The 17,148-nt window shown below is 41.9% G+C and carries 13 protein-coding genes; 7 read left to right on the forward strand and 6 right to left on the reverse strand.

Annotated features, from left to right (window positions below; all coding sequences use genetic code 11):
- Nucleotides 1-900: 900 nt before the first annotated feature.
- Nucleotides 901-2,568 (reverse strand): iron uptake porin, encoded by a 1,668-nt coding sequence (locus ACR5KR_RS17175; protein ID WP_448270241.1) that lies wholly within the window; start codon nt 2,566-2,568, stop codon nt 901-903.
- 255 nt (nt 2,569-2,823) lie between these two features.
- On the opposite strand from ACR5KR_RS17175, the gene ACR5KR_RS17180 reads away from it, so the two are divergent.
- Nucleotides 2,824-5,199, forward strand: coding sequence for a hypothetical protein (locus ACR5KR_RS17180; protein ID WP_448267309.1), 2,376 nt, complete (start codon nt 2,824-2,826; stop codon nt 5,197-5,199).
- A gap of 169 nt (nt 5,200-5,368) precedes the next feature.
- Here ACR5KR_RS17180 and ACR5KR_RS17185 read toward each other — a convergent pair whose 3' ends face one another.
- Complete coding sequence (locus ACR5KR_RS17185) at nt 5,369-5,563, reverse strand: hypothetical protein (protein ID WP_194041136.1); 195 nt, start codon at nt 5,561-5,563, stop codon at nt 5,369-5,371.
- 932 nt (nt 5,564-6,495) lie between these two features.
- Between ACR5KR_RS17185 and thrC the strand changes: the two genes are divergently transcribed.
- Nucleotides 6,496-7,587 (forward strand): threonine synthase, encoded by a 1,092-nt coding sequence (gene thrC, locus ACR5KR_RS17190; RefSeq protein ID WP_445631312.1) that lies wholly within the window; start codon nt 6,496-6,498, stop codon nt 7,585-7,587.
- 103 nt (nt 7,588-7,690) lie between these two features.
- Here the strand turns inward: thrC and ACR5KR_RS17195 are convergent, their stop codons facing one another.
- On the reverse strand, nt 7,691-8,158 hold the full coding sequence (locus ACR5KR_RS17195) for a hypothetical protein (protein WP_445631311.1): 468 nt from the start codon (nt 8,156-8,158) through the stop codon (nt 7,691-7,693).
- Between the two features lie 144 nt (nt 8,159-8,302).
- Here ACR5KR_RS17195 and ACR5KR_RS17200 point away from each other — a divergent pair, with 144 nt between their 5' ends.
- From ACR5KR_RS17200 to ACR5KR_RS17210, 3 genes are all read left to right on the forward strand, one after another.
- Nucleotides 8,303-9,202 (forward strand): YihY/virulence factor BrkB family protein, encoded by a 900-nt coding sequence (locus tag ACR5KR_RS17200; RefSeq protein WP_448267310.1) that lies wholly within the window; start codon nt 8,303-8,305, stop codon nt 9,200-9,202.
- 87 nt (nt 9,203-9,289) lie between these two features.
- On the forward strand, nt 9,290-9,796 hold the full coding sequence (locus ACR5KR_RS17205) for a DUF4112 domain-containing protein (protein WP_448267311.1): 507 nt from the start codon (nt 9,290-9,292) through the stop codon (nt 9,794-9,796).
- 19 nt (nt 9,797-9,815) lie between these two features.
- Nucleotides 9,816-10,748, forward strand: a complete 933-nt coding sequence (locus ACR5KR_RS17210) for an alpha/beta fold hydrolase (RefSeq protein ID WP_445631308.1) — start codon at nt 9,816-9,818, stop codon at nt 10,746-10,748.
- 1,049 nt (nt 10,749-11,797) lie between these two features.
- Here the strand turns inward: ACR5KR_RS17210 and ACR5KR_RS17215 are convergent.
- Nucleotides 11,798-12,448, reverse strand: a complete 651-nt coding sequence (locus tag ACR5KR_RS17215) for a hypothetical protein (RefSeq protein WP_445631307.1) — start codon at nt 12,446-12,448, stop codon at nt 11,798-11,800.
- 200 nt (nt 12,449-12,648) lie between these two features.
- On the reverse strand, nt 12,649-13,746 hold the full coding sequence (locus ACR5KR_RS17220) for a D-alanine--D-alanine ligase family protein (RefSeq protein ID WP_448267313.1): 1,098 nt from the start codon (nt 13,744-13,746) through the stop codon (nt 12,649-12,651).
- Between the two features lie 254 nt (nt 13,747-14,000).
- Here ACR5KR_RS17220 and ACR5KR_RS17225 point away from each other — a divergent pair, with 254 nt between their 5' ends.
- The gene (locus ACR5KR_RS17225) at nt 14,001-15,692 is read left to right on the forward strand and encodes an NAD-binding protein (RefSeq protein ID WP_445631305.1); all 1,692 of its coding nucleotides are present in this window, start codon (nt 14,001-14,003) and stop codon (nt 15,690-15,692) included.
- Nucleotides 15,693-15,804: 112 nt separating this feature from the next.
- Entirely contained in the window at nt 15,805-16,404 is a 600-nt protein-coding gene (locus tag ACR5KR_RS17230; protein WP_445631304.1) for an arsinothricin resistance N-acetyltransferase ArsN1 family B, read from the forward strand.
- 115 nt (nt 16,405-16,519) lie between these two features.
- Here the strand turns inward: ACR5KR_RS17230 and def are convergent, their stop codons facing one another.
- On the reverse strand, nt 16,520-17,050 hold the full coding sequence (gene def / locus ACR5KR_RS17235; protein ID WP_322704675.1) for a peptide deformylase: 531 nt from the start codon (nt 17,048-17,050) through the stop codon (nt 16,520-16,522).
- Nucleotides 17,051-17,148: the final 98 nt, after the last annotated feature.

Raw genomic sequence — 17,148 nt, forward strand, 5'->3', positions numbered from 1 at the left:
ATAAATCAAGTTTTGGAGACACACTTTACTCAAACAATTAGGAATTTTTAGAATAGTGGTATAGGTTCATATAACTTTAATTAAATCTAGGTAATTACTCACAAATAAGTAAGCCCAAGTAACGCTGCTTGCTCCGCAAATAACATTGCCAGCTACACTCTCTTCAGTAATCTCAGCCACCTAACTATTTATTATGCGAATTTATTATGCGAAAACTTTCCGTATATCAAACTCAGCGATCTTGACAAGGTGATGCTTGCAGGCATTTTAAGACATTTTAATCATAATATCAATATTTTTCAGGATTTTGACTGAATTCGAGGTGATATTTTATTTCATAATAAACGTCATCCAAAGGGTATGCTAAGTGCCAAAATCGAAGCATTTTTGACGGATTAGTCAACCAAAAACTTGTTGCTTCTACTCACAATCATGCTTTAAATTCAATTTTTTTATTTACAAATAGGCAATAAAGCAAGATTTGGATATAAAAATTTATACAAAAATGTTAACAAAATCTAAAACTTTACTAATAGTTATTACAAAAGAATAAGTTTTAAGAATACCCGACGAACTGTTCCACTTCTCGAGACTCTTGAGGCATCGCTTAATTCAATAATTGAGATGGGAACAGCGCAAAAAAGTGAAATTGCGTTGAATTCTCAGTTACAGAGCTACATTCTCAATAAAACGGCTAGTTCGTTGCGATATCTGTGGCAAACTCTGCCTACGTACTATTAAATAGATTGTTTATACCTAATTTTTAAAAAAGTTTATGACCGATAAAATTATTAATATATTTCTCATTAATCAATCTCCGCATCTTTCAAAGTTATGAGCGCTGGCTTGCAGCGCATCGTGTGTTAAAGCGCGGAAGCTTCTTATGATGTGAAACTAAAATTAAAAACTAAAAGTACTCCGCAGAATGCCGATAGTAACTGAGTCACTATCTGGTGTGTTACCAGGCTGGATAAGATGAATTATTCCTGGTGTAATGCTAATATTATCTGTTAACTGAATACGATAAAATGCCTCAATTTGAGTGGTCGTGCCTGGTTGTCCACCTGCTCGTCCTAAGCCTGTATTGATAAAATCAGGGACATTATTTCCTACAGGTAAGTCACTACGAGTGATTTTAGGAGGTTGACCGACATAAATTCCTCCTAAATTTCCTTTCTTCAATAAATCAGGGAAGTTCAGAAACAGCATATAATTTGTTGTTTCTACACTTCCCGACTGCCCAGGAATATAAGATTTAGTATAACCACCCCACGCACCTGCGCTAATGCGGGGAGAAATTTGCCAAGTAAGAGTTGCACCCACGGCGTTAGTTTGTAGCGGTGCTGATTTTCCGGTAGTGGTATTAACTGTAGTTAAGCATTCATCACCAACAAAGGTTAGCAAACAACCATCGGAAGCGTAATTGTTAACGTAATATAAACTTAAATCTAGAGTATCAGTTGGTGTCAGCAGTAATTGTACACCTGTAGTGGTGGTTCCATCAAATAAACCGCTACCTTTACCGGGATTTCCTGGTTGATAACTAGTATAAATTGCCTGCAAACTAGCGCGTTTAGCAAATTGCCAATCAATAGCTATACCGCCGTGACCATATCCCATATTTAAAATTGGGTTTCTTTGGGCAAAATAAGATAATGGCCCTGTTGCAGCGCTTTCTACCCGATTGGGGCCTCGGAAAGCAGCTGGCATACTTACGCCTTCTGTTCCTACCATTACTGCTAATTTATTTGTCACCAGCCAATGAAAATTTAGGTCACTTACAATTAAGCTATCTGTAGGAAATTCGTAGCCAAGTAAAACATCATTCCGAGAAACACTATTGGTAAATCTAGGCGCAGTTGTTCCGTTACCATCTAAAAGACCTGTAAACAAGTAACTACTGGGAGTGATTTGACTAGTTAAATACAGCTGCGCCAGGGAAATAACATTAATATTTGTCCCTGCATCATCTGTATCCTTTTGTCCATCTCTAGGATTAACATCACCACGATTGTTAGTTCGTCCTTGAATACCAACTATCAGTAATCCACTGAGTTTAGTTGTTGTTGAGAATTGGTTGGCTTCAATTTCAGCAGTTTTGGCTTCTAAATTATCAACACGACTCCGCAAAGTTGCTAATTCAGGGGCAAATTCTGACTGTAATTTTTGTAATATTGCTAAATCTTCGCGAGTGACTAAATCGTTGGTGGCTGTAGTGATTAATTCGTTGACTCTATCTAAACAAGCGTTTACACCCGCAGCAAATTCATACCGAGTTAAGGCGCGATTACCGCGATAGCTGCTATCTGGATAGCCGGCTATACAACCATAGCGTTCCACCAAAGACTGTAAGGCTTGGAATGCCCAATCGTTGGGTTGTATATCCTTGAGTTGAGATACCGATGTAACTTGGGCCATCGGTTCTTCTGGGGAAATGGAGGAGGATGAGGGAATAATATTATCGCCCTGAACTCCTATTTCCTGAGTGGTTTCTGGATTGATGTATTCTTGTGCTAATGCTTTTTGTGCAACTCCATTTACTCCCACAATTAGTAACCATGCGAGCATCCAGGTTTTGCGATGACTGCGGCTAATAAGTCTACCTTTCAATTTTTTACACTCTGCTCACATACTTAAGTGAAGAGTGTATTCGCGATCGTTTAGAGTTCACATGGGGACATTTACGGATTTTGCCCCAAATTAGACTTAATGCTTCTGGGCAACTTTTGCAAGGGCGAGTATAACAGGGTATTGGGTATTCGGGACTGGGGACTAGGAAAAAGTTTCTCAATCCCTAATCCTCAATTCTCTAATCCCGAATCTATGGCAAATCGTTCACGCAAGCTGAAGCCAAAAGCCTCTAAACCAAATCAACCTCATGCTGGTGCGATGAAACGCGTCGCTAAAAAACCCCAGAAAAAGCTAAAACGAGGAAGTTGGTTGTCATCAATATTAGCGATGCCTACGGCGGCAAGCTACGCAATTATCTTAAGTAGTGCTAGTCTAATTATGGCTTTTGCCTGGATTAGTGTTCTCTTCATTTTCAATCCAGACGAGGTAAGCTGGCTAAATAAAATTTTACCTGCATGGGCACAAATCCCCCTTGGTAAGCACGAACGCCCCCAAACTCTCAAACAAATTAAACTCGATTTGAGTAAAAAAAACCAAATATTTGGGAAAACCCTGCCTTTAAATCAGGATGTGAAAACTTCATTTTTACTACCAGTTTTTCAACAACGTGCTAATTGTCAATCTGATTGTGAAGAACTTGTGGAACTCAGGGTTTACGAGCGCTCAGAAGAGTTAGAGTTTAAATCTCAGTCAGAAAATTACTACTATTTAGCGACTCAATTATCTGTAACTGGCCCAGATGAATCCTTTGTGATTTCTTCTTTGCTTGATGGAACTTCAGAACCCCAGGATATCAGTATTCCCCTACCTTTAACTGAAGTGCAACGCTTTGAAGGTAAGACACCATCATCAGGGGTTTGGTTTGATTTGCGGGGTAAACGCCAACAAGCAACTGATACGATCCGCTACGGTTATGTCGTATACTACAATCCAGAACGCACCAATTTACTACAAATGTTGTCTTGGACTAGTCCTAATGGACAATTGCCGAAATGGCAGCAGGTAACTGGTGATGGTACAAAAGAGTTAGTTATCGATCAAACAGTAGGTTTAGAACCGCACTTACAGGTTTACCAAGTCAAGTCTTTGAAGTTATTCCTCAAACCAATTCAATTGGAGGCGATTAGCCTCCAATCATCGACCTTCAAGGATTTTGGATACCAAAGTGCCTTGTCAATTGCTCGTAGCGGATTGTGGACACCAGCCTTTGAATGGTTGAAATTCATCAAGAAACAGCGCAAAGGAGTTTTACCAGAAGCGGCGCAAGCACAAATGAATTTGATTCGCTTGCATTCTCAATTTACTAAAACCCAAGCCCAGAAAATTTGGGCAAGTCCTAGTCAAGAAGTGCTAGCAGATTTGATTGATGGTCGTTGGGAGAAAGCGTTACAGGTGTTTGAAACCTCGCCACATAATGCCCAAGAAATTGCTACTCTACTCAAAGCTGATGAAAAACGGTTATGGAATCGCACAGTGGCGGCGTTGCAGGTGAACCCAAATAGACGAGAGGTGCAAGCTTGGTTCGCGTTAATTTTAGCAGTTCAGCGAGGAGAAGAACACGCTAATTCTTGGTTAAAAGCGCAACCAAAAATTACAAAAGAGAATCTTGCCTATATTCAAGGTCTATTATCAAGACTCAATGGTAAGGGAACATCGCAAATATCCTCGACTCACCCTAGTCAGATTGTTGGTACGGTGCAACCAATTACTCAAGTTACCAACACCGAATGGCTGCAACCAAATTCCCCAGCAGATTTGAAACTTACGGATAACCAAGTTTGGTATCAGGTGGAGGTAAGTGCATTTAATGACGGGAAACGCTGGCTAAATTTTCCTTTTGAGAATTTCAACCCACCGAAAACTGACGCCGCCAAATTTTTCTGGAAAACTTTGGGAATCAGTTCTGACCCGGAAATCCAGATTGTAGTTTGGTTGCCAAATGGAGAGCAAAAAATTACTATAGCCGCTATCAAAGCGGTGCAACTACGGGGTAAAGTTTTGCGCCTATTAGCTGCTGGGCCAAAAATTCCAGATAATCAAAATGATGTTCTCCAACCCAAACCTTTAGCTTTGACAAATGCCGCATTGGAATGGGTGCAACCATCTCCTATTACTTTACGAGAACTGCATCAACAAAATCCCCAAGGGGTGAAGGTAATGCTATCGAGTCTATGGCAATCTTTACAAAAATCCGGTGAATTTCCGGTTAGTGCTATTCCTAGCTTTGAACAGATGCAGGAAAAATTGGGTGATTGGCCCGTTCAAGTGATTGATTTAACAAATAACGCTCAACCAGAAATAATCTTGACTATCTCACCAGAAGCAATAGCATCCTTAAGTCAGGGGACATCTGAAATTCAGGGAGAAAACACAGAGCAGCGCCGCGATCGCACTATAATTTTGTCTGATGCAAATAAAGTTATTTACACTGATTTTACAGGAAATTACTTACAAAGACTCTCTGCGATCGCCAAGATTTCAGGGGTGCAATCCTTAGCTTTACTGGTAGAAAATGCTCATAACTACAGTTTGAGGCGCTGGTCAGATAAAAATCAGCGCTTTGAATAACGCACCCCTGACTCAAATTTCCCCTTTACTCAAATTTAAATTAAAGAGGGGAAAAGCGTAGGCGTAGCCCTTCTCCTGTCGGAGACGCTGCGCGTAGCTTGCTTCCACGAAGTGGTACGGCTGCGCTCAGGAACCACCCGTCGTAGACATCGCTATCTAGAAGACTGACTTATTCTTCTTTTTGGTTGGTTTCGGCTAGACGTTGGTGCTTCAGGTTTTCCAACTGCTGCAACAAAGAGTCTACCTCTGCTTGTAAATGCATCAATTTAGCTTGCTGATCGTCTTGATAATAAGACTTGGTTAACTTACTGACCCAGGCAGTCTGGGACTCGCGATCGGAAACACTAGATAAATAAGTAGGCATCGTTAATTAAATCCACTATTTAACTCACACCATTAGAAATATTATAATAATGCTCTTTTAAGCTTTATTAAATAATTGTATATTTTCAATCAATTACTCTAATGGATTTTGGGTTCAATCATAAAAGACGGTGATTATAATGGCTGTGTTCCAAAAAAACACTGACTCAAGTGTGTAAAGCATCCTTCCACGGGAAGGTACTTAAGAATAGTTAATTTATACTCTGTCTATTATGGTTGTACAAATGATTATCGCTGTTTTTGAGGAATTTACGCAAGAAATTATATGTAGACTATATCAAGAATTATCCTAAATCATGAAAAAATGTAGGGCGAAGCACTGGCACTTGGTGCAGTCTCTCGTAGAAAGGGAGGTGGAAGGCTAACATCAAAAAGAGACAGCCTCTTAAGTATTTTCCTATCTTCACTAAAACACATAGAGGAGGAAAATACATAGACATGATTGAATAAAATGATTCACTAAACGCGACTAAAACCACGGATAAAGAAGAGTTTTAGAGAGTTATGACGTAAGTCTGATATAGAAATCAGGTTTAATTCGGAGAATTTACTTCTATAGACAGGGAACACAAAATAAAAAATAGGATAAACACGTACTCAGTCTTGTTCAAAAATCAAATAAGAGTCCTATAGATTTACAGATGATTTTTTACCTTGTCAGTCTCCTCTGAGGTAATTTGTTGAACCGAAGTCGCCGTGGCAGTTTATGATAAATTAACGTTCTAAATAAAATAGTCAGTGAAACGCTTGCACCACAAAAAATAATATTCTTAACAAGATTCTTTGGGATTAGGAAACTCTGAACAGCCAGCTGGTAACGAAAAATCTACTTTCTTCCTGTTTCCCATTTTGCGCTTCCCGATCCCACACTTTCTAAATATCCAATCCTTACATTAAGAAATTTTAAATCCCGTGACTTTGAGCCTGTCTGTTGCTACATCTCATCGCCAACCCTGGCCTGGACTGATAGAAGCCTATCGCGAATACTTGCCTGTCAGCGAAAAAACACCGATTGTGACTCTGTTGGAGGGTAACACGCCTCTAATACCAGCGCCAGCGATCGCAGAACGCATTGGCAGACAAGTACGGGTTTTTGTAAAATATGACGGTCTTAATCCCACCGGCAGCTTCAAAGACCGGGGGATGACTATGGCAATTTCCAAGGCCAAGGAAGCAGGGGCAAAAGCAGTCATTTGTGCCAGCACGGGCAACACCTCAGCCGCCGCCGCCGCTTATGCCAGACGCGGAGGTATGAATGCTTTTGTACTGATTCCCGACGGTTATGTAGCACTGGGCAAATTAGCTCAAGCATTGTTGTACGGTGCAGAAGTATTGGCAATTAAAGGTAATTTTGACCAAGCTTTAGAAATTGTCCGCGACATGGCCGAAAGCTATCCGATCACTTTGGTGAATTCAGTTAATCCCTACAGACTAGAAGGACAGAAAACAGCAGCCTTTGAAATTGTCGATGCATTGGGTGATGCACCAGACTGGTTGTGTATTCCCGTGGGCAATGCGGGAAATATCACAGCATATTGGATGGGATTTTGTCAATATCATCAAGCCAGAAAGTGCGATCGCTTACCCAAGATGATGGGATTCCAAGCCGCAGGTGCAGCCCCTTTAGTCCACGGTCAGCCAGTGGCGCATCCCGAAACCCTAGCGACAGCAATTCGGATTGGCAACCCTGCAAGTTGGGAGTTAGCGATCGCAGCCCAAACCGCCAGTCAGGGAAATTTCCACGCCGTTACCGATGCCGAAATTCTCGACGCCTATCGACTTTTGGCAGCATCAGAAGGTATCTTCTGCGAACCTGCTAGCGCCGCTTCTGTCGCTGGGTTGTTGCAGGTGAAAGACCAAATTCCTACAGGAGCGACAGTGGTTTGTGTCCTCACAGGCAATGGTTTAAAAGACCCAGATACAGCTATTAAACACAATCACAGTCAATTTAAACAAGGTATCGCAGCAGAACTGGGCGCAGTAGCTGAGGCAATGGGATTTTAGGGCATTGGGTGTTAAGAGTGCTGAGTTAGGAGTTAGGAGTTAGGAGTTTTATTTATCTCCTTGTCTCCCTTGTCCCCTTGTCTCCCTCATCTCCCTCACTCCCTCATCTCCCTGCTCCCCTGCTCCCTGCTCCTGCTCGTTCGCGCGTCAGGCTATCAATAGCATCACCCAATGCAGTAGTAAGGCTATTGCGGGTTTGGGCATGATTGTCCTGCTCAGTTTTCAAAGCTTGCAAGAGGCGATCGCGTTCTTTAATTGCGGCGATCAGTTTAGCTTGCAAGTCTTCCACAGATTTTAGCTGTTCTATTTCTTGTTGGATAGTTGCTGGTGTCCCAGCAGCTAGTGTGTCTATTTCAAGACCTTGGAGTTTATGCAGTTCTGCTTTGAGAGAAGCGATCGTCTGTTGGGAAAGTTGAGTATCTGTACGGCGTTGTTCTGCTTCTGTGTTGTAAAGCTGACGCCATTTTTGGGCACTTTCCCAAGCTGTATCGCGCTCGTGTTGAAGCTGTGCCATCTGCTCTTTGATTACCTGGATTTCTGTCAACCACTGTTGTGTTAAATCTTGATTCATACATTAATAGTCATTAGTCATTGCTCAATGGTCATTAATTAGAAACTCTTGACTCAGTATTCTTGCGGTAGAAAGTATAGATGCGATCGCTACGCAAAATTTAGCACAGTAGTTAATAAACCCAACCAGTTTTAACTCTAAATTATGCCAAAGCTTCGTTTTTTTCGCTTCTTTCGCCACCTCAATTGGCGCACGATTAAAAAAACTTTTTCCAGAACAATCGAAAGGCGACTTTTTGGACTCGCCTCGGAAATCGCCTTTAATGCCATGCTATCGCTGTTTCCAGCAATTCTTGCTATCATCACAGCCATTGGCTTATTGGCAGAATCTTTACAAAACACCTTTAAACAGCTGGCGGCACAACTAAGTCAAATCCTACCCGAACAAGCTCTGGAGCTAATTCGTGATTTTGCTACCACAGAAATTACTAACTCCAAAAACAGTGGTTTATTTTCTCTAAGCTTTGTATTAGCAATTTGGACTGCTTCTGGAGCGGTGAGTACCGCAATGACAGCCCTCGATCAAATCCATCAAATTCCTCCAGAAAATATCCGCCCCTTTTGGAAGGCCAAGCTTGTCTCTCTGGGATTAACAGTCGGTACTATGTTGCTTTTAGTATTGGCTTCTTTCTCAGTGTTTACTAGCGACTGGCTTTTGGGAATAGTAGTGCGCGAAAATAGTTCTTTAATCTTTTTGTTGCATCTTTGGCTACTGTTACGCTGGCCTTTAGCTTTAAGTATTGTCGCTGTCGCTTTTGGCTTTGTCTATCGCTATGGCCCAAGCAAGTGGAACTCAGGCACGCCAATGATGCCTGGAGCAATTTTAGCAGCTGTTTTTTGGGCAATGTTGTCTGCCCTATTTCGGCTGTATGTGGCGAATTTTGGCAATTATAATAAAGTATATGGTGCTGTAGGAGCAGTGATAGTTTTAATGCTCTGGCTGTCAATGAGCGCTGCTGTTCTGTTAATCGGCGATCAGTTAAACGTGACTGTCGGCGAAGATATGCGCTTAAAAGCCCAGCCACAATCACAAGTCAAATATTAATTCGTAAATCCTTGAGAAAATGATTGCAAAAGCTCAGTAGGGGAGTAAAATATCTAACGATTCAATACAAAGTTAGCGATCGCCTCCATGCCTGATTCTCCTGCTCGATTTCCGATGATTGAACCTGATGCCAAAGCACCCACCTTGAAGCGCCTGCGTCAGCTAAGTCGGCTGCTGGATAATATTATTACCATTCCTGGCACAAAGATTGGTTTTGGTTTAGATCCAATTTTAGGACTCATACCGATTGGTGGTGATTTTTTGGGAATAATGTTTTCTAGCTACATTATTCTAGAAGCAGCACGGCTAGGCGTATCTAGAGCCACTCTAGGTAAAATGGTTTTGAACGTAATCATTGATGGCTTGGTAGGCGCTGTCCCAGTTTTAGGAGACTTTTTTGATGTTGCCTGGAGAGCTAACACTAATAATATCAAGCTCTTGGAAGAATACTTAAAGTTTCCTAGCGAGCAAAAGAGTGCAGACAGATGGTTTATCTTTGCCGTTTTGGCTGGATTATTGCTCATCTCCATTGTCTTAGTAGCATTGCCTGTGATCCTAATTAGAATCCTGTGGAACGCCTTTACAGGCGGTTAAATTGTTTATTGATAAAAGAATGAAAGATTGGTGGCAAGCTACTTTTCCCAAAGGGCGGCAAAGTTTAGTTATTAGTGACGCTAAAGGGTATCCTGTACAAATTGCTTATGGCGAAAGAGGTAGAGGTAAACCGCTCATTTTATTACATGGTATGGGGAGTTGGAGCTACAATTGGCGGCACAGCGTAGCAGCATTATCTAAATATTACCGAGTAATTTGTTTTGATGCCAAAGGTTTTGGTTTTTCCGAAAAACCATTGTCTCGTAAAGAACACAACGGTCATCAAGTTATTGAATTTCAAAGAATTATTCAGGCATTATGTGATGAACCCGCAGTCATTGTGGCAGAATCTTTAGGGGGATTAGTTGCCCTTGCTCTTGCTCAAGAAAACCCGCAGTTAATCGGACGGCTTATAGTAGTAAATGTACCTGTTTTTGCCGAACAGCTACCTCATTGGTCTATGTGGTTGCTTGCCCAAACGCCCTTAGAAATAATGCAAACAATTGACTCCTTACGTCTGGCATATTTGTTTGCACCTCTATTTAAAGAAGTTATGGCAATAGAAAGACGTAGGGTATTATTCGATCCCTCAATTTTAACGCAGGAAGATATCTATTGGATAACTTACCCGTTTACTGAATTGCCTGGTACGATCGCAAAAGTTGCCGAAGAGTTACAAATAGCCGCGCGAGAAATTGAGAATTGGCAAGCAAATAAGCCCAATATGCTCACCAAAATTCAAAATAACCTGAGTGCAATTAAGTGTCCCACACTAGTTTTGTGGGGTGAGCAAGATAGTTGGTTTCCTGCTAGTCATGGTCAAAAATTACATCAACATATCCCCAATTCCAAATTACAGATTTTATCTAACTGTTGTCATGATGCCTCAACAGGGGCTTCTGCGGTGTTGAATAAAACGATTCTTAAGTTTTTACAAGATACTAATTTTTAAAGAAGAAAACAGATACGCCAGAATTCAGTAATATTAATCCGGTGATTCAGACGCTCTCTACTTCGCGCAGCGTGTTGCAGATAGACGATGCGCGTAGCTTGCTTTTGTGCAGGAGTGCTACTGTTGCGCTATATACCAGTTGCACAAAATTCATTCTGACTCCTGAATCCTGACTCCTGAATTTTGTTTTGATAAAAAGAGAGTGGGAGGAAGCATATCAGTCAGCTTTCAAACTCCCACTCTATCATTTGCTGCTGAAGTGAACAGGAATGTATACAGACGTTACCCCTATTGGGGGCTAATGCGTAGTTCAACAACGCCTGCACGCATTTAATATTCCTGTTGCAGCAAATGCCAAACCTAATTATTGAACTTATTTACTGAGATAAATCCTCTGCAAATAATTGTTATAGATAGCTTTTTGTTTTTGTAAATCACTTAGTAAATAGTGTTTTACAAAAGGAATCCTCTTAGGTGGTAGCCCCTGATAATCAAACCCTTGAAGTCGTTTATCTTCATACAATTTAACTTGAATCGTCAAAAGCTGGTTGCCATTTTGGCAAGTTTTTAAATATCCTAATTGCTCATATCTAACTTTTTTAAAGCAGTTAAACCGCTATATAGCAAATTAATTATTCGTATATTATCTCGTTCCCAGTTTCAGATTGGGAATGCTTAATGAGAGGATCTACCTCCCGAACTCGCGGCAGAGCCACCAAGAGCAGCATTTCTAGCCAGAGGCTAGAAACGAGATTTTTGGCATACCGTGCCCCTACACCTTCAATACTTTTCGGATAAGCCTAATAATCTCTCTTTTGGTCTGGGAAAAGGTTAAAGGGCAAAGGGGAAAAGGTAAATTCAAACCTTTTCCCTTTCCCCTTTCTCCCTTAACCGAAAAGTATTGCCTACACCTTGCGATATGACCTCGTACCACATCTGAATGGAAAACGCTATAACAAGATTCCCGACTTCTTAAAGAAAGTCGGGAATCTAAGCCAAGCTAATTGGCAAAAAGTGTTAATTTAACGGGGTTTTACTTTACGGTAGTATTAATACTGGCGTAAAATAGCAGACAATGAACTATTTTTACGAAGATCCATCAATTCTGCTAAGGGTTCTGTGCGCGTATCCAGGTGGTGCTTGTGTTCTGCTGGGAGAACAGTTACCAGATGCTTTGTTTTCGGTTGCATCTGCATCAGGGGCATTAGTTGTGGCTGTGGCACAAAAATTGGCTGACTCTTGGGAAGATTTGGTTCCAATTTTTGGTAATGCTTCTGTGCCAAGCGTACCTGATGGCGATTAACCTGTTTTTGAACTTTTTGCGGTTGCTTGGTGCGGTTAAGCACTCGGAAAATCAGCAAAGAACCACCGCCACAGCTGAGAACGATCGCAGCAACCATCCATAAAGGTGTAGGATTGCTATTCTCAGAGGGCGGACTAATTGGTTCTTCAACTATAACTGGGATTTTTTCTGGTTCTTCTTGTGGCACGGGGCCAGCATTACCTAAGCTATATAAGGCAAAGGCACCACCTCCCATAAACATGGCTAAACACCCGGTTAACAATAGCCAAGGATGATGTGCAACCAGATATATCAGAACATTCGAGCTGTTTTTTAGTCTCGATTTCCTGTTTGTCAGCTCTGGAGTAGCCCTTTTTAATTGGGTTCGCTCGCGCTGTACACTCTGACTTTTTTCCATGATTACTTTCAGATTTGTACCCCTCTAGTGAATAAATTGTACTGGAGGAGTCAAGCATCAGGTATCCGTAACAAAATTTAGATTTAAGTAGCTTTTTTGTAAGACATAAGCTACCAAATCTGGCTAAATTTTGCCAAAGTTCTGTATTTATTGTGGCTTTTTACCGTAATAATCGGAAATCAGTTTGCTTCTTTGTTCTGTCAGCTAGGAGAATGCCTTTCAAGAGCAAGTTGAATTAACCGATCGACTAATTCTGGAAAGGAGACTCCACTATGGGCCCAGAGTTGAGGATACATACTCGTTGCAGTAAAGCCTGGCAAGGTATTGATTTCGTTAATAAATACTTCTTGTGTTGCTTCCACATAGAAAAAATCTACCCTTGCTAACCCAGCCGCGTCAACAGCAGCAAAGGCTTGCAAAGCCATGTCCTGAATTTGACGAGCGATCGCCTCTGGAAGCTGGGCTGGGATCAGTAAATCTGCCCGACCCTCAGTATATTTAGTTTCATAATCATAAAAATCGCTGTCATAAGTAATCTCTCCAATGACAGAGGCTTGGGGTTGCTCGTTACCTAAAACGGCACACTCAACTTCTCTAGCGACTACCCCAGCTTCTACAACTAGTCGGCGATCGTAACTGGCAGCACTATCTAAAGCAGCTTCTAATTCTGGGCGCGATCGCACTTTGGCAATACCCACTGATGAACCCAAATTAGCAGGCTTGACAAAAGCAGGATAACCTAATGTTGCCTCAATTTCATCACACAGTTTCGGAAATACGCACGGATTAGACCAAACCTGCGATCTAGTTACCGCCTTGTATTTTACCTGTGCTAATCCTGCTTGCTCAAAAGCCATTTTCATGGCAATTTTATCCATTCCCATTGCCGAACCTAACACCCCAGAACCGACAAAAGGGACTTGCATCAAGGTGAGTAACCCTTGAATCGTTCCATCTTCACCGTTGGGGCCGTGGAGAATGGGAAACCAAACATCTACTTGGGCAACTTGAGAGGGAGATTGCCAATTGCTCAGAGTTTGGGCTTGAGGGTTGGATGTCAGATTTCCCTCAGAAGTTGATGCCGATTCCAGTAACGGACTGCCGGTTGCTAAAACCTTTTCGGGTGGTTCTCCTGCTAGCCAGCGGCCATCTTTTTGGATGTAAAAAGGCAATATTTCGTACTTACTAGCATTTTCCCCTGCACTCAAGGCGTTAGCGATCGCCCGTGCTGATTTGATCGAAACTTCATGTTCTCCCGAACGACCGCCAAACAGTAACCCCACCCGCAGCTTAGTCATTTTCGGCTCCTCCACACTTCTCAAGCAGATAGCGTATCACAACCTACAAAAATTGCCATATTTTTCTAGATTATTTTATTGCCTGTTCAAACCCTGCCTCCCATTTCTCACAAGCTTGAGGGGAAGAAGGCCCCCTGCCTCCAATTAAAACAATCGTGTTGTCAGCTACAGTAATATTCCAGAAAAATGGGCAACAATCAATATTGATAACTAACTAGAAATGCAGCCCTACCTGTAAAAGATGCTGCCGTTTCATGAAACCCAGAATTATTGTTTGTGGCTTAGGACGTACCGGATATAAAACCTTTCGTCTGCTGAGACATCAGGGAGCCTTCGTTGTTGGCATTCATCATCAATCTATCCCTGGCGAAACCGCAGGAGATGTGATTGTTGGAGATTTACAAGCAGCTTCTACCCTGACAGCAGCAGGAATTCAACAGGCACACACTTTAGTCATCGCTGGATCTAAAGATGCTCTGAATTTGTCTATTATGATGCAAGCGCGGGTGCTAAATCCCCAGATTCGGATTATTAACCGTTTTTATAATACAAATTTGGGTGAGCGCCTAGATCAAAGTTTGCCAGACCATTTGAGTATGAGTGTTGTCGGATTAGCAGCACCCGTATTCACCTTTGCAGCGCTGGGAAACCGAGCGATCGGACAAATTAAATTATTTCAGCAAACTTGGCCAATTCACGAAGAATACATCGATCAAAACCACTTCTGGAAAGGTCGAAAGCTGAGTGAATTGTGGTCAGACCGATCGCGGATGCTAATTTATTACTTACCAGTCAAAGGTGAGATGGATTTAGTATCAGCTGTCATAGCTGGCCAAGAGATTCAAGTAGGCGATCGCATAATTATTGGTACACAACCCCGCATCCGTTCTCCCCGGAGATCGTTGATTAGAAAACTGCTGAAAGTTATGACTAATCTGAGGCAGTTTCAGGAACATGGGCGATCGGTAGTAGTGGGTGCTATTGCATTATTGACGGTTATTGCGATCGCTACATTTACCTATATGTCGGCTGAGTTGAGTTTGTCTCCTGTGGATGCTCTATATTTTTCTGTCGGCATGATTACGGGAGCGGGTGGCAATGACAAAGTAGTAGAAAATGCTCCTAACAGTATTAAGTTATTTACTGTTATTATGATGCTGGTTGGAGCAGTGGTGATTGGTATTTGGTATGCCATGCTCACCGATTTTGTCTTAGGAAGCCGCTTTAAGCAATTTTGGGATGCAGCCCGAATTCCCCAGCGATCGCACTACATTGTCTGTGGCTTGAGTGGTATTGGGGTGAGAATTGTTCAGCAACTCCACGCCAGCGGACATGAAGTTGTCGTTGTTGAACCCGACTCCAACAGTAAATATATCAACACCGCCCGCGAACTCGGTATCCCTGTGATTCAGGGTGATGCCAGCTTCCGCACAATACTCAAAGCTAGCAATATAAACTCTGCCGCCGCAGTGATTACTGTTACTAGCAATGATGCTACCAATTTGGAAATTGCCCTCAAAGCCAAAGGTTTGGCACCCAGTATTCCGGTGATTGTTCATTATGGCGATCCTGATTTTGCTGGCATAGCCCAACAGCTATTTGGCTTCGATGCAGTGCTGAGTCCGGCTGAATTAGCAGCACCAGCTTTTGCCGCCGCTGCACTAGGGGGACGTATCCTGGGCAATGGCATCACAGCCGATAGTCTTTGGGTAGCTTTTGCCACTGTAATTACAGCTTCACACGTCTTTTGCGGTCAGTGGGTGAAAGACGTAGCAATGTCTGCTGACTGTGTACCTTTGTACGTAGAAACAAATCACCAAACTCTTCACGGCTGGGATTTATTAGAAACAAACCTCAGTGATGGCGATGTTTTATATATGACTATGCCAGCTACACGGTTGTATCAATTGTGGCGGGGCGAGCAAGTTTGTGAAGCACACGCTTAAGACAATTCCCAGAGTCATTGCACCCTCATGCGTGACTTTGATGTAAACTTAAGCCAAAAGCCTTTTCAAACCTAGTTTCTAGCCAATTATTAAAATCCAAAAAGGATCTGTTGTGAAAGCTGCAATTAGACTAGCTAACGAAAGTGATGCTTTAAAAATGCTGGCAATTTATGCGCCTGTTGTGTGGGAAACTTCAATTTCCTTTGAGATAGAGCCTCCCAGCAAAACAGAATTTGAAAAACGCATCAATAACTATCAACAGCAGATGCCTTGGCTAGTGTGTGAAATTAACGGTGAGATTCTAGGTTATGCCTATGCTACTCCCTATCGGACTCGTGCTGCTTACCAATGGTCTGTAGAATCATCCGTGTATGTAAATGTTGAATATCGCAGAAAAGGAGTTGCTAAAGCTTTATACACTTCTCTTTTTGGCTTGCTGCAACTCCAAGGATTTTATAACGTTTTTGCTGCGATCGCTTTACCCAACCCAGCAAGTGTAGCTATGCATGAGGCTGTCGGTTTTTTGCCTCTAGGTGTTTTTTACAGAGTTGGATATAAATTTAGTAAGTGGCACGATGTTGGCTGGTGGCAACTATCTCTGCAACAAGAACCACCGTTATCAGTAAATCAGCCTCTTTCTTTGCCAGAAGCTCAAAAATCATCTCTGTGGAATCAAACTTTAAAAAATGGACTCTTGCTACTTCGCGTTTAACTTGGTGTTGCCCTTAGCTATTTAACATTTGTACATAATTTTCCGTAAAGGTCGGGAAGGGGGTTAGGGGGTTAGGTTAATCGTTAGCTTTTTCACCACCATTCCCCACTCCCATTTATTTGTTAACTACTCGTTGTTGGTATTCCTGCTCAGTAATCATATCAAGAGTGTTCTCTAGACGATCTACAAATACAATACCGTCGAGATGATCGTACTCGTGTTGAAAAATCCTAGCGATAAAATCGGTTAATTCTTGTTTTTGTAAATTACCTTCAGAGTCAGTGTATTCGACTTCAATAGATTTATAGCGAGGAACTAACCCCCGAATTCCTGGAACACTTAAACAACCTTCCCAATCTTTGACAACTTCAGTTGAATGAGCAATGATTTTGGGATTTATCATGGCAGTAGGTTCCATTTCTGGCGCATTGGGATACCTAGCATTAGGACGGGAAGCCACAATAAATAAACGATAGGATTGTGCTACTTGAGGCGCAGCGATTCCCACGCCGTTAGCCTTGGCAACAGTGGCGATTAAATCTTCAATTAATTTTTGGATCTGCTCATCTTGAATATTTTCAACCCAAGCAGCTTTTTGGCGCAATGTTGGATTGCCTAATTGAATTATTGGCGCTAATTCAGTCATGATAAAACTCCTTTAGGTAATGGGGCATGGGGCATGGAGAGAGTGAAGTATGTCAGTTATTTTTCAAATAACCAATGACAAATGACCAATGACAAATG

This window comes from Nostoc sp. DSM 114159, assembly GCF_053470285.1.